The organism is Candidatus Francisella endociliophora (assembly GCF_000764555.1).
In the GTDB taxonomy this organism is placed as follows: domain Bacteria; phylum Pseudomonadota; class Gammaproteobacteria; order Francisellales; family Francisellaceae; genus Francisella; species Francisella endociliophora.
On record NZ_CP009574.1, the window covers coordinates 1234432 to 1247807 of the forward strand.

Consider the following 13376-nt stretch of genomic DNA (forward strand, 5'->3'; position numbering starts at 1 on the left):
CAAGTATCTCACAGTATATATAGCTATGAAAACTATAAACTTTGAAAAATTATACTCCGATTTTACAAGTATCTTTGATTTATGTAGATATTCAAATGAATCACTAGAAGAGGAAATTATTAGGCGAGTAAAAGAAGATAATATTACTGATGGAATGTTCCTTTTTAGGTTTCGACTAGTGATCTTTAAGTTTGAAGTAGCTAATGATTCTATTGAATATATTGGTTATGAAAAATAACTTCTAAGGTACAGTTATTGTATAAGACTTAGAACCCTGATAAGTTTCACCACCTAGTGAAAAACTAGCATATACATTAGCAACGTATGATCCCGATGGGGCAGCTCTGCAGTTAATAACTAAAAAATCTTTATCTTCCGAATTAAAAACTTGTGTTACACCACTCGACGTTCCATTAATGTAATTCTGACCTGTAGCAATATACTGGATACTGCAATTATTTACTGCACTTCCCGTTATATTATAATTCATATTAGTTGGGTTTGTTTCATTTGAAAATTTAAACCCATTTATAATAGTTTCTAAAGTAGGTCCAATAGCCCCAAGGGTATAGTCAAGCTCTCCAAAAGTAATTGTATTATCGGTTTTGACGCAACTAGAAACTAAGGCAGCCCCTATTATACTTGACCACAGTATTTTATTTTTAAAAAATTTCATTATTTATTCCAAATATGTAAATAAAATTATGCTCGTAATAGTATCCCATCAACTATCAACTATAGAATTTTATATTTATTTATCTAATCTGCTATAATTTCCCTATCTAAAATTTCAAATAAATTCAAATGGCAGAAAAATATATATATTCAATGCATAGAGTGGGCAAAGTTGTACCACCTAATAAATATATTCTTAAAGATATTTCACTTTCATTTTTTGATGGCGCAAAGATTGGTGTACTAGGTCTAAATGGTTCTGGTAAATCTACCCTACTTAGAATTATGGCGGGTATAGATACCGATATCGTTGGTGAAGCTGCTCCACGTAAAGGCATCAAAATTGGTTATTTACCCCAAGAGCCAAAACTAGATGAAACAAAAGATGTCAGAGGTAATGTTGAAGAAGCTCTTAGTCATCTAAAAGATATGCTTACTCGTTTTGATGAAATCAGTATGAAATTCTGTGAGCCAATGTCAGATGATGAAATGGCTAAACTTCTAGAAGAGCAAGGTGAACTTCAAAACGCTATCGATACAGCTGGAGCATGGGAAATTGATCGTAAGCTAGAAGTTGCTGCAGAAGCTCTTCGTTTACCACCTTGGGATGCTGATGTTACTAAACTATCTGGTGGTGAGGCTCGTCGTGTAGCACTATGTAAGCTTCTTTTATCTGCTCCTGATATCCTACTTCTAGATGAGCCTACTAACCATTTAGATGCTGAGTCTGTAGCATGGTTAGAGAAGTTCTTAGCTGAGTACAAAGGAACAGTTGTAGCTATTACGCATGATAGATATTTCTTAGATAATGTTGCTGAGTGGATTCTTGAGCTTGATAGAGGTGAAGGTATTCCATTTAAAGGTAACTACTCAGAATGGCTTGAGCAAAAGCAAAAGCGTCTAGAGATGGAAGAAAAACGCGAATCCTCACATCAGAAAGCTCTTAAAGAAGAGTTAGAATGGGTTCGTCAAAATGCCAAAGGTCGCCAAGCTAAATCAAAAGCAAGATTAGCTAAGTTTGATGAGTTAAGCTCACAAGAGTTCCAAAAACGAAACGAGACTCAAGAGCTATATATTCCACCTGGAGAAAGACTTGGTAATAATGTAATCAAAGTTAAAGATTTAGTTAAATCATTTGATGAAAAGCTTCTTGTAGATGGTCTTGAGATGGATGTATATCCAGGTTCGATTGTTGGTATCATCGGTGCTAACGGAGCTGGTAAATCTACATTCTTTAAGATGCTAACTGGTAAAGAAACGCCTGATTCTGGTGATATTAATATTGGTGAAACTGTAAATCTAGCGTATGTAGATCAATCACGTGATGCTCTAGATGATAACAAAACTGTTTGGGAAGAAATTGCAGATGGCTTAGATGTAATTACAGTTGGAAAATTCACAATTCCATCGCGTCAATATGTAGGTAGGTTTAACTTCAAAGGTGCAGATCAACAGAAATATATTTCTCAGTTATCAGGTGGTGAGAGAAACCGTGTTCACCTTGCTAAGTTACTTAGAAGTGGCGGTAATGTTATCCTACTAGATGAACCTACAAACGATCTAGATGTCGAGACTCTAAGAGCTCTTGAAGAAGCTATATTAGCTTTCCCTGGTTGTATTATGGTTATCTCGCATGATAGATGGTTCCTAAACCGTATTGCAACTCATATGCTTGCTTTTGAGGGTAACAGTGAAGTAGTTTGGTTTGAAGGTAACTATGATGCTTATATAGAAGACAAAAAACGTCGTCTTGGTGATAAGTATGATGCTATTACGAAGATCAAATATAAGAGAATTGCTGTTTAATAATTCTCATATTCCTTCATTATTTATCTAAATCATATTAAAATCTTAATTAATTATATGTAATAAGTATCTGCAATGAGGAAGATTATGATTAAAAAAATAGTATTTTGTATATGTTTTTTTCTCTTTCTACTAAATTATAGCTTTGCTGATACAGATAGTAGTAAAGCTTTAGAAAGTGCCTCTAACACCAGCACTTCAGAAACTACTAAAGTCAAGGATAGTAGTTTTTTAAATGATTATGTAGTTACACCAGTTACTGATGTAGCTTTATTAGCAACAGCTCCAATAGGCTCTTTTGTTGGTTTGTTTGAAGGTGCTACAAAATCTCAAGCTATCTTATATAATGGTGAGCACCATTCAGGAGATAGTGAAATAGTTAATATTTTTGTCGCTCCCTTTGCAGTAATAGGCTTTGCTGTGGGAGGTGCAATTTATATGACATTCAAATTACCTGCAGATTTAATAGAAGGTAACTCACATAAATAGAAATGAAAACCTATAGATTTAGGTTGTTTATAATTTTTTTAGACATTGATTCTATAGCATCTCTTACAATATCAGAAAGTATCTCATCTTTTTCAAAGATCTTTTGACCTTCTACTCCATAAAATTCAACATTACTAATATCCATCCCTATAGCATCAGCCAGTGCCAAAGATGGTGCAACACCAACACTATGAGATGACAAAAAACCTCCAAAGCTAAGGATATCTTTTGCTTTGAAATAAAACTCTGTACCTGGTGCAACTTTTGCATAAACAGCGTCTACTAGGATAATTCTGTCATAATTATTATCTAGATAAGTAAGTAGATTTAAGCCTGGTCTATCAGCACTTTCGACAGTTATATCCTGTATATTATTTTTCTTTACAATCTCAGCTAATTTATCAGTAACAAACCAACCAAATTGATCATCAGCAAAAGGAGAACCGATACCGAGTATTAGAGTTTTTTGTTCCATTTTTTACCTTTTATGATAAATAAATTTATGTAGGGAGGTAGGTTGTTGATCTATCACTACAAATATTATTTTATTCTTCTTTTTGAATATCCATTTACAAGTTTAAACATAAAAAACACAGAGAAAATAGCTACTAAAGTTATCCCAATAGTCGATGAATAATCATCAACAAAAGTAGTAATCATATTAATAGTAGCAATATTTGTATTTAATAGACCTAATAACTCTACGAGTGCAACAATATACGCTGCTGCTATCACAATGCATAGAATTATGATGTTATAGCGATAAAACCTCTGCTCTTTTGAATTGAAGCTTAGAACTTTTGACATTAATCCAGCATCTATAGAGTCAACTATAATCATCCCTAGAGCGAATGAGATAGGTAGCAACATAATATACCAAATAGATAAACCATTTAGCACATTAGCAGCAGCCATGCCTAATAGAGCTATCTCAGTCGCGGTATCAAAGCCTAAACCAAATAGAAAACCTACAAAATACATTTTATATGGTCTATCTATAACTTTGATGATAGGTCTAAAAAGCTTTGCCAATATAGAATTTGATGTATGATCGTGAGCCATACTGGTTTTATTTTTGAGCATTTTCTTTAGAGAGAGAAGACTCATAGTCCCTGTTAGTAGCAAAAATACAGCCGATACAATAGTTCCAAAAAAAGCTCCCACATCCAAAGCACTAGTTTTCTCAATACTTGCAAAACTAAAACCGATAACTATAAGTAGGGTAAGTAGAAAAACTATTGTAGAGTGACCTAAAGCAAAAAATAAACCAGTTTTGAAACTTGCTCTGTTTTGAGTTATTAGTTGCCTTGTTACATTATCTATAGCAACTATATGGTCTGCATCAAAGCCATGTCTAAGACCTAGCATAAAGGCAATGCCAATCATACTAAGCATTTTGAGATCTTGAGTTGCTAGGAATAATAGTAACGCTAAGATTAGTATAGAGAAAATAGTTATATTTTTTCTCATATAAATTCCTTAAATTCTGAACATAGTTAATATTTTGCTACTATTTTAACTAGTTTTATATTTTTATTTTAGAACTTTATGACTAAACCAGCAATTTGGTTTTAAATCATTATTATGTAGTGACGGATCATTGATCTGTCAGTTGTTTATATAATTATGATAGACAGCACACTGTGCTGTCACTACATGTACTATTAATCTCTATCTATATTCAAAGTTAAGAAATGTGCAGAACATGATATACATGGATCATAGTTACGAATAACCATCTCAGCATGTAGTCTTATATCATCTTCTGGCTTATCTAAACCGAAGTTTTCTAAAGCTATACGCAAATCAGCCTCTATACAAGGTAAATTTTGTGATGTAGGTGCAGAGATTCTGATTTTCTCAGCTAACCCTTTATCATTAACCTTGATATGGTCGATTTGGATACCACGAGGAGCTTCTACAGCACCCCAAGCATCAGCTGCTTTAATTGTATAATCTAGGCAAGGAGTATCTGTATATGAATAGTTTTCACATATTTTAAGAGCTCTTTCTATCGCCCAATACCCCTCAATAGCTCTAGCTACAACAGAATGGAACATGTTTTTACTTGGCCATTTAACACCAGTCGCATGAGCCATCTCTTGGATATGCTTAGGTAGTTTGTCGAAGTTTAGGTTGATTCTTGGAAGAGGACCTAAAAGTATTGGCTCACCATCAACAGTTGTAGAGTGTAGAGCTGTAGATTGTGGAGCATGAAACTCTCTGAAATGATCATCATACTCACTAATATGGAATTTCTCACCATCACTAGTAATCACATCATCACCAAAGATAGGATATTCAGTAGGATGAGATAAACTAACCATCTTAAATGGAATTTCGGTCTCTGGGAATGATAGTGTAGATACCCACTCAACTACATCTTGAGCTTCTTTTAGAGCATCTTTTAGCTTAGGAATTAACGCATGAACTTCTTTAACCAAAGGAGCTTTGTAGAAACCACCAACTTTCATACCGTTAGGGTGAACAGATCTACCTCCTAAAAGCTTAAGAATATCATTACCTAAATGTTGTAGTTTAACACCTCTAACAACTTCTTTTGGAAAATCTTTTGCCATCTCAATAGCTGATCTATAACCTAAGAAGTCAGGAGCTGCTAATAAATGTACATGTAAATAATGTGATTCAATCCATTCACCTAAAAACATCAATAGACGCATATCATCTATCCATTGAGTTCTAGTGATATCAAAAGCACTCTCATAAGCTCTTGAGAAGCCTGCTTGATATGCAAGAGGGCAAATACCACAAATACGTGCTACAGCATCGATAATTGCATTTGGCTCTCTACCTTCAAGGAATTTTTCAAAATAACGAGGTGGCTCATAGATTCTTAGATCACACTTATCTATTTTGCCATCTTTAATTCTTAAATCTAAAGCACCTTCACCTTCAACACGGGCTAAAATAGGTACTTCTATAACTGTTTCTCTACTCATAACTATACTCCAGCCTTTTTAAATACATCATCTTGGCTACTGATAAATCTATATTTATCATGAATTTGTTTATCTGATAATCCTAACTCTTTTAGCTTACGTGTCATTGCCCCTAGGTTGGCATATTTAGATGCTCCAAAGCAACCGTAACAACCACGTCCAAGTTTTGGACATATTGCACCACAACCATCTGCGATTACAGGACCTAAGCATGGCTCACCCTTAGCAACCATTACACAAGTAACACCAGCATGCTTACAAGTTGTACAAACAGGATCAACAACTTTCTCAGGTTCTACACCAAAGAGTAGTTGACGGATAGCTTTAAGTATTTGCTCAGTAGTTATTGGGCAACCAGAGATTTCAAAATCAACATTTACATACTCTTTGATAGCCTTAGCAGTTGGTAGATCTTCATCAATAATCACTTGAGTTTCTTGTGGATATACAGCTTTTTGCCATTCTAGAAGTTCAGCATCATTCGTGAAGTTTCTTAGAGCTTGGATACCACCAGTTACAGCACAGGCACCCATAGATATTACATACTTTGCTTTTTCTCTAATTTTTTCTAAACGATGAATATCATGATGAGTATTTACACTACCTTCGATAAATGCGATATCTACTTCAGCAAATTCATCAAGAGGACCAGCCTCTGCAAAATGGACAATATCAACCATCTCAGCAAGTGTAAGAAGTGATACAGCATCGTTAATTAGAGCTAATTGACAACCATCACATGAACTAAATTTATGCACGGCTATTTTAGGTCGAGGAGCTAAATTTTTTAATTTATCTTGAGCGGACATAATTATACTCCTTTTATTTCTAATAGTTTTTTAACAGCTGGATAAGCATATACAGCACCATCTTTACAGACAAATTCTTTGCCCATTTGGCAATGACCACAATGTCCGATAGCACACTTCATGCTTCTCTCTAAGCTGACAAAAATTTGCTCTTCTGGCACTCCAACTTTGGCAAACTCAATAGCAACATTTTTCATCATAATCTCAGGACCAACAGTCATAACTACTGTGTTTTTGTGATCAATATCAAGATCTGGAATTGCTGCAGTTACAAAACCATCATACCATTTCCATGGACCATGAGGCTCACCAGCGGTAGCTGCTAGAAGTACCTGTGTATTTGGTTGGTTATTCCAGCGAGTGTATTTATCTTGATAGATAAGACCAGAAGTATCACGAATGCCTTGTACTACATAGACTTTACCAAAAGCATCTCTATCTTTTAGGATTTCTTCTGTTGCAGCAACTAAAGGAGCATTACCAAGACCACCAGTCATGATAACGACATCTTTACCTTTAGCTTGTTCTACAGGCCAAGAGCTACCATAAGGGCCTCTTACACCGATAGTATCGCCAGTTTTTAGTTTGCCCATACCTTTGGTTACACGACCAACGATTTGGATTGTATGTTCAAATATCTCATCAGAGAAGTTTTTATCATTTACGATAGATATAGCAACTTCACCAACACCATATAGGTACAGCATATTAAACTGACCTGGGTGGAATTTATAATTTTTACGTAGCTCTTCATCTACAAAGCGTAAACGAAGTGTAAAAATATCATGATCATCTTGGATAAACTCAACTATCTCTGCTTCATGCGGTAAATAAGCATCTTGTGGGTATATCATAATTATTTCTCCTCACAAATAGCGTTAATTTCTTCTGTAACATCAATTTTTACAGGACACCATGTGATACAACGACCACAACCAACACAGCCTTTAGTTTTAAACTGTTCTCTCCAAGTTCCAAATTTGTGTGTTAGCCATTGACGATATCTATGTTTTGGTTCTTCACGATATAGTTCACCATGAGTATAACTATGATCTAAACCGAAGCATGAATCCCATTCGCGTGTATGTTCGCTTTCATTACTATCTAGGCTAGGCTCTTCTTTTTCTGTATGGCAGAAACAAGTAGGGCATGATTGAGTACAGCTACCACAAGATAGGCAACGAGCTGCAACATCATCCCACTGTGGGTGATCATAAGAGCTTGTTAGAGCTTTTTCTACTTGTGCTATTGGTGGTAGAGTTTTCTCTTGCATACCGTATACGGCTTTTACTTTTTGTTCAGCCTGATATGTTTGAGCACCTGTTGCAGGATCTAGTTGTAGAGCTAATATTGCTTGTCTACCTTTATCACTACCTGTCTCAATAACAAAACCATGATCAATCTCTGTCATAGCTAGATCAAAACCTTTATCAGCTTCTGGTTTGTCACCTAAAGCTACACAGAAGCAATTACTATGAGCTGTAGTACAGTTAGCAGCTACGATAAACATAGACTCTCTTCTAGCTTTGTAACGAACATCTTGATAAGCATTTTCAACAAATACTCTATCTTGAATTTCAATAGCTCTTAGATCACAAGGTCTTACACCTAGTACAGCATATTTTTTGTGATTTATACTTTGGTTGAATGATAATTTACCATCTTCACCACGAGAAACCTTCCATAAAGTTTCTTTCTCTTCAAAAAGCATTGGCTTAACAGATTGTACTGGTACGCTCCAACCAAAAGCCTTTTTTGCATTTGTTTTAGTTACTTCATAGTTAGCAGGCTCTTGCTTGTCTATATAGCCCCAAGGCAACTCTTTTGCGTTGTTGATATTATCATAGACAATAGATTTATCTCTAACTGCAGGAGCCATAACTTCATAGCCTTGTCCTGAGAAATAGGAAATCATTTTATCTAGATCATCATGTTTTAAGAAATAAAACTGACTCATACTATTCTCCTTAACATATTCTCGGTAATTGTTCACCACTTAACCAATCCACGCGTCTTTTGCCGCCAAATGTAGTTTTCATAAAGACCTGTGGTTGCTCACTTTTTTTCACTGTTGCTATCACTTGGGCGTTTTCTCCTAATGGATGGCCCCTTAAGCAGTCTAAAACTTTCTCAGTTTGACTAGGCTCACAAGCGATTAAAACTTTGCCCTCATTGGCAATATATAATGGATCTAAACCAAGAAGCTCACATGCTGATTGAACTTCTCTAGATACCGGAAGATTTGCTTCATCTATTTCGATAGCGACATTATGTTGGTTAGCCCATTCATTTAGGGTTGCACCAACTCCACCACGAGTAGGATCACGCATATTTTTTACTTGGCAATTGTTCTCATAAATTGAGTCTACTAAACCATCTAAAGATGTTGCATCACTTATAATTTGACATTCAAAATCAAGTCCTGCTCGTTGCGACATCACAGCAACACCATGATCTCCAAGAGAGCCATTTATGATGATGTTATCGCCATCTTCAAGAGCATCTCTAGTGACAAAATCATCACGAATAACACCAATTCCGGTTGTATTGATAAAGATGCCATCACCTTTACCTTTCTCGACAACTTTGGTATCTCCAGTTACAAGATGTACATTAGCTTTTTTAGCTGCTTCTGCCATAGAATCTAGGATTATTTTTAGATCTTTAAGCGGTAGGCCTTCTTCTAAAATTAGACCTACAGAAATATATAGTGGTTTAGCACCACCAACTACTAGATCATTGACTGTGCCATGAATTGCTAGACTGCCAATATTGCCACCTCTAAAGAAATAAGGTGTAATTACATAGCTATCTGTAGTCATGGCAATTTTGCCATTTATTTGTGGTAGTACGGCTTGATCCTCTGCTTGAGCTAAATACTGACTATCAAAGCTTTTTTTAATCATCTGCTCGATTAAATGGTGCATAGCTTTACCACCAGCTCCCATTGCTAGATCGACCACACCATTTTTGATATTTAATTTAACAGCCATCTCTAGTCTCCGTATTGGTAATGTGCAGCACAAGCACCTTCTGATGAAACCATACATGCTCCCATCGGTTGCTCAGGAGTACAAGCCACACCGAATAATTTACAGTCTTTTGGCTCTTTTAAGCCTCTTAGAATATCTGGACAAGCACATTGCTTATGCTCTAAGCCCTGTACTTCTGGTATTTGATAGTATTTTTCAGCATCAAATTTTGCATATTCATCTTTTATTTCTAAAGCGCTATTTGGGATATATCCAAGACCACGCCATTCAAAAGTATCTCTGACAGTTAGATATTGAGTGATTAGATCTTGAGCAAGCTGGTTTCCATTTGGTACAACAGCTCTTGTATATTGATTTTCTACGCCTATTTTTCCAGCGTTTATCATTTTGATAAGCATTAATACAGATTGTAATACATCTAAAGGTTCAAAACCTGCCACAACCATTGGCTTTTGATATTCTTTAGTAACTTTATCATAAGCGTTACTACCTATAATCACACTGACATGAGATGGACCTAAAAAGCCATCAATCTTAACATCCTCAGACAAGATAGCTTGCATAGCTATAGGCGTAAGTACATGGTTACAAAATATCAAAAAATTATCTAATTTTTTAGTTATAGCTAGTTGTATAGCTACAGCAGTTGGTGGAGTTGTAGTTTCAAAACCGATAGCAAAGAATATCACCTTTTTGCTAGGGTTTTCTTCAGCAAGTTTTAGAGCATCTTCTACTGAGTAGATCATACGCACATCAGCACCACGAGCTTTCGCTTTGATTAGACTATCTTGATGCGAACCTGGTACACGAATCATATCCGCATAACTACAGAAGATTACATCTTTTTGCGATGCTAAAAATATTGCCTGATCGACTCTTTTGATAGGTAAAACGCATACAGGACAACCTGGTCCGTGTATCATTTTGACATTTTTTGGCAAAAGATTAGGAATACCATAACGATGCAAAGCATGTGTATGCCCGCCGCAGAACTCCATTAAATTGTATTGTCTATTAGGGTCAACTTCTTTAGCGATTTGCTGTAAAAGACTTTTTGCAACTTCTGGGGCCCTAAATTCTTGTATGTAATCCATAACACTACCCCTTTTTATACTATACTCTTTAGATCCTCTAAAGTCTGGTGAGCCATCTCTTTATCTAGTTTACTTAGTGCAAAACCAACATGGATTATGACAAAATCACCTATAAGAACTTCATCTCTTAATAGAGCTAGAGAGACATTTTTTTTAACACCGCCAACATTAACAATTGCTTGATTATCTTCTTTGATCTCTACAATTTTTGCGGGTATTGCTAAGCACATTTTACTCACCTTTTTTTAATTTTTTGGCTCCAAGCCAAGCCTGTCCAAGGCTCACGCCACCATCATTTACAGGAACTTTTTCTGATATGTATACATTGAAATTCATATCTATAAGTTGATGGTATATCTGTGTTAGTAGTAGCTTATTTTGGAAACAACCGCCGCTTAGTATTACATTATTAATATTTCGGGGTTGTGCTGACTTACTGATCCATTGCACTAGAGCATAAGCCAAAGTGCCGTGCCACAAGTTACTAGCAACAGTTATATTATCGCATTTTATTATAGTTTTTAGAAGTTTTTTTAAATTTAAATTAGTTTTAAATGATACTGTTTCGGTATCATATTGGTTGGTTGGAATGTCTGCTAAAGCCTCTAATTCTATTGCAGCTTGAGCCTCATAACTATTGATATTGCAAATATTCAATAAGCTAGAGACAGCATCAAAGAGTCGCCCCATACTTGTAGTTTTACCTTTGGGTAATGAATCGCTTTGTAAAAGTTTGATAAGACTCTCAGCTTGTGGAAATTCTTTGAGATGATTTGGTATATCAAGATCGTATTTATGACATAAGGCTAAAGCCATTCTCCAAGGTTCTTTTGCTACCTTATCACCACCGATATATTCAATGGGATCTAGTTCACCAATTCGGTTAAATTCTAAATTATCAATATCGCAATGATAAAGTTCACCACCTCTAGCTAGGCCATCTTCACCCAAACCAAAGCCATCTAGTACTAGACCTATAGCTTGACCTTGCAAATTATGTTCAGCAATTACTGCAGCAAGGTGGGCTTGATGATGCTGAATCTGATAAATTGGTAGATTAAACTTTTGCGCAAAATAAGTGGTATAAATATCAGGATGTAAATCACAAGCGATACCATCAAATCTAAGTCCAAACATCTTTTGGAAATGCTCTAAAGATTGTTCAAAAAACTCTATATTAGCTTGGCTATCCATATCACCAATATGTTGTGATACAAAGGCTTGGTTATCCTTGATAAAACAAAAAGTATTCTTTAAGAAAGTTCCTGTCGCTAGTATATTTGGCAAACCTTCTGATAGTTGGATTGATTGTGGTACAAGACCTCGAGATCTTCTAATTGGTAGATTTTTATCTATAACAGTATGAAAAACACTATCATCACTTTTTATCGAAATATCACGATTATCTGTAACTATTAGATCAGCGATATCTTTGAGTTTTTTGTGAGCTTCATCATTATTAGCAATGATGCTTTCACCGGAGATATTTGCACTTGTAACTATCAAAGCTAAATCATAAGCCTTATTAAGCCAGTTAGAGCCAGTAGGTTGATTTAGTAGATGATAAAAAAGGATATAATCAGAGCCAGTTGTTGGCAGCATAAAACCAAGCTGATTTATGCGTGGTCCAATAGATTTGCTAAGATTGCTAGTAGAATGTCTTTTAAGTAAAACAATAGGTCTAATAGTAGTATTTAATAACTCATCTTGCTGTTTGGTAATTTCTGCAAAATACTCTTGTATGCTTTGAGTATTTAGAGCCATTAGTGCAAAGGGTTTATTTGGGCGATGCTTTCTTCTGCGTAGTTCTTCGACTGCTTGCATATTTTTGGCATCTACGACTAACTTAAAACCATTTTGACTTTTAATCGCGATAATTTTACCAGCTTTGATAGCTTGGGATATCTCTGCAAAAGAGTGTGATAACTCTGGTCCACATTTAGCGCATGCAACAGTTTGAGCATGATAATGTCTATCTAATGGATTTGTGTAGCTATCGAGACAGCCATCACAGAGTGGAAAATCTTTATATGTAGTTTTATCTCTATCATAAGGTAGGCTTTGTATCGTGCTAAATCTTGGACCACAATGAGTACAGCTTGTATATGGGTATAGATAGTAGCGACTTTGTGGGTTAAAAATATCATCTAAACACAAGTTACAAATAGCTGTATCAGCAGGGATTTTGGTAGCAGAGTTACCTTGCTGAGTTTCTAAGATTTTAAAATCTATAAATTTAGTTTCAGTTTGGTAAATTGTCTTTTCAATAGATTCTATACTCGCTAAAGGAGGCAGTTTTGCCTGCATATCAGCTATAAAAAGATCTGTAATAGACTCATCACATTGTAGAATGATTTCAACACCATTTGGAGTATTTTGCACTGAGCCAAATAACCCTAAATCTTTGGCAAGGCAATAGATAAAAGGGCGGAATCCAACCCCTTGAACTATACCATTGACGAGAATTTTTGTTATGGTTTGTTGCATTTTGTCACGTGTCTTAAATTATTATGTTTTATTTGTAGTGACAGCACAGTGTGCTGTCTTATC

At 35.4% G+C, this 13376-nt stretch carries 14 protein-coding genes; 3 read left to right on the forward strand and 11 right to left on the reverse strand.

Translation table 11 applies throughout. The features are described 5' to 3' along the window. The first annotated feature begins 25 nt into the window (after window positions 1-25). A complete protein-coding gene (locus QI37_RS06060; protein ID WP_040010729.1) occupies window positions 26-238 on the forward strand; it encodes a hypothetical protein in 213 nt (70 codons plus the stop codon). Between the two features lie 3 nt (window positions 239-241). Here QI37_RS06060 and QI37_RS06065 read toward each other — a convergent pair whose 3' ends face one another. Next, window positions 242-676 (reverse strand): hypothetical protein, encoded by a 435-nt coding sequence (locus QI37_RS06065; RefSeq protein WP_040009537.1) that lies wholly within the window; start codon window positions 674-676, stop codon window positions 242-244. A gap of 128 nt (window positions 677-804) precedes the next feature. Here QI37_RS06065 and ettA point away from each other — a divergent pair, with 128 nt between their 5' ends. Together ettA and QI37_RS06075 are read left to right on the forward strand one after the other, a co-directional pair. After that, window positions 805-2481, forward strand: coding sequence for an energy-dependent translational throttle protein EttA (gene ettA / locus QI37_RS06070; protein WP_040009539.1), 1677 nt, complete (start codon window positions 805-807; stop codon window positions 2479-2481). 87 nt (window positions 2482-2568) lie between these two features. Continuing rightward, window positions 2569-2970, forward strand: a complete 402-nt coding sequence (locus QI37_RS06075) for a hypothetical protein (RefSeq protein WP_040009541.1) — start codon at window positions 2569-2571, stop codon at window positions 2968-2970. Window positions 2971-2980: 10 nt separating this feature from the next. Here QI37_RS06075 and QI37_RS06080 read toward each other — a convergent pair whose 3' ends face one another. The 10 genes from QI37_RS06080 to hypF all read right to left on the reverse strand — a co-directional run bounded on the left by QI37_RS06080 (window position 2981) and on the right by hypF (window position 13313). Beyond that, window positions 2981-3445: a hydrogenase maturation protease gene (locus QI37_RS06080; RefSeq protein ID WP_040009544.1), complete on the reverse strand. Its 465-nt coding sequence runs from the start codon at window positions 3443-3445 to the stop codon at window positions 2981-2983. 65 nt (window positions 3446-3510) lie between these two features. After that, entirely contained in the window at window positions 3511-4440 is a 930-nt protein-coding gene (locus tag QI37_RS06085; protein ID WP_040009547.1) for a HoxN/HupN/NixA family nickel/cobalt transporter, read from the reverse strand. 194 nt (window positions 4441-4634) lie between these two features. Next, a complete protein-coding gene (locus QI37_RS06090) occupies window positions 4635-5930 on the reverse strand; it encodes a Ni/Fe hydrogenase subunit alpha (protein ID WP_040009550.1) in 1296 nt (431 codons plus the stop codon). A 2-nt stretch (window positions 5931-5932) separates the two neighbouring features. After that, entirely contained in the window at window positions 5933-6739 is an 807-nt protein-coding gene (locus QI37_RS06095; protein ID WP_040009552.1) for an NADH-quinone oxidoreductase subunit B family protein, read from the reverse strand. A gap of 2 nt (window positions 6740-6741) precedes the next feature. Continuing rightward, a complete protein-coding gene (locus QI37_RS06100) occupies window positions 6742-7593 on the reverse strand; it encodes an FAD/NAD(P)-binding protein (protein WP_040009554.1) in 852 nt (283 codons plus the stop codon). Between the two features lie 2 nt (window positions 7594-7595). After that, the gene (locus tag QI37_RS06105; protein ID WP_040009555.1) at window positions 7596-8696 is read right to left on the reverse strand and encodes a 4Fe-4S dicluster domain-containing protein; all 1101 of its coding nucleotides are present in this window, start codon (window positions 8694-8696) and stop codon (window positions 7596-7598) included. Window positions 8697-8706: 10 nt separating this feature from the next. Continuing rightward, window positions 8707-9732, reverse strand: a complete 1026-nt coding sequence (gene hypE / locus QI37_RS06110) for a hydrogenase expression/formation protein HypE (protein WP_040009558.1) — start codon at window positions 9730-9732, stop codon at window positions 8707-8709. 2 nt (window positions 9733-9734) lie between these two features. After that, window positions 9735-10826 (reverse strand): hydrogenase formation protein HypD, encoded by a 1092-nt coding sequence (hypD, locus tag QI37_RS06115; RefSeq protein ID WP_040009560.1) that lies wholly within the window; start codon window positions 10824-10826, stop codon window positions 9735-9737. 14 nt (window positions 10827-10840) lie between these two features. Then, window positions 10841-11056 (reverse strand): HypC/HybG/HupF family hydrogenase formation chaperone, encoded by a 216-nt coding sequence (locus QI37_RS06120; protein WP_040009562.1) that lies wholly within the window; start codon window positions 11054-11056, stop codon window positions 10841-10843. 1 nt (window position 11057) lies between these two features. Further along, on the reverse strand, window positions 11058-13313 hold the full coding sequence (hypF, locus tag QI37_RS06125) for a carbamoyltransferase HypF (RefSeq protein WP_040009564.1): 2256 nt from the start codon (window positions 13311-13313) through the stop codon (window positions 11058-11060). Between the last annotated feature and the right edge of the window lie 63 nt (window positions 13314-13376).

Excerpts from the sequence above, each read along its gene's own strand:
- QI37_RS06060 (WP_040010729.1), top strand. The coding sequence starts at position 26 with ATGAAAACTATAAACTTTGAAAAATTATACTCCGATTTTACAAGTATC.
- QI37_RS06065 (WP_040009537.1), bottom strand. The coding sequence starts at position 676 with ATGAAATTTTTTAAAAATAAAATACTGTGGTCAAGTATAATAGGGGCT.
- ettA (WP_040009539.1), top strand. The coding sequence starts at position 805 with ATGGCAGAAAAATATATATATTCAATGCATAGAGTGGGCAAAGTTGTA.
- QI37_RS06075 (WP_040009541.1), top strand. The coding sequence starts at position 2,569 with ATGATTAAAAAAATAGTATTTTGTATATGTTTTTTTCTCTTTCTACTA.
- QI37_RS06080 (WP_040009544.1), bottom strand. The coding sequence starts at position 3,445 with ATGGAACAAAAAACTCTAATACTCGGTATCGGTTCTCCTTTTGCTGAT.
- QI37_RS06085 (WP_040009547.1), bottom strand. The coding sequence starts at position 4,440 with ATGAGAAAAAATATAACTATTTTCTCTATACTAATCTTAGCGTTACTA.
- QI37_RS06090 (WP_040009550.1), bottom strand. The coding sequence starts at position 5,930 with ATGAGTAGAGAAACAGTTATAGAAGTACCTATTTTAGCCCGTGTTGAA.
- QI37_RS06095 (WP_040009552.1), bottom strand. The coding sequence starts at position 6,739 with ATGTCCGCTCAAGATAAATTAAAAAATTTAGCTCCTCGACCTAAAATA.
- QI37_RS06100 (WP_040009554.1), bottom strand. The coding sequence starts at position 7,593 with ATGATATACCCACAAGATGCTTATTTACCGCATGAAGCAGAGATAGTT.
- QI37_RS06105 (WP_040009555.1), bottom strand. The coding sequence starts at position 8,696 with ATGAGTCAGTTTTATTTCTTAAAACATGATGATCTAGATAAAATGATT.
- hypE (WP_040009558.1), bottom strand. The coding sequence starts at position 9,732 with ATGGCTGTTAAATTAAATATCAAAAATGGTGTGGTCGATCTAGCAATG.
- hypD (WP_040009560.1), bottom strand. The coding sequence starts at position 10,826 with ATGGATTACATACAAGAATTTAGGGCCCCAGAAGTTGCAAAAAGTCTT.
- QI37_RS06120 (WP_040009562.1), bottom strand. The coding sequence starts at position 11,056 with ATGTGCTTAGCAATACCCGCAAAAATTGTAGAGATCAAAGAAGATAAT.
- hypF (WP_040009564.1), bottom strand. The coding sequence starts at position 13,313 with ATGCAACAAACCATAACAAAAATTCTCGTCAATGGTATAGTTCAAGGG.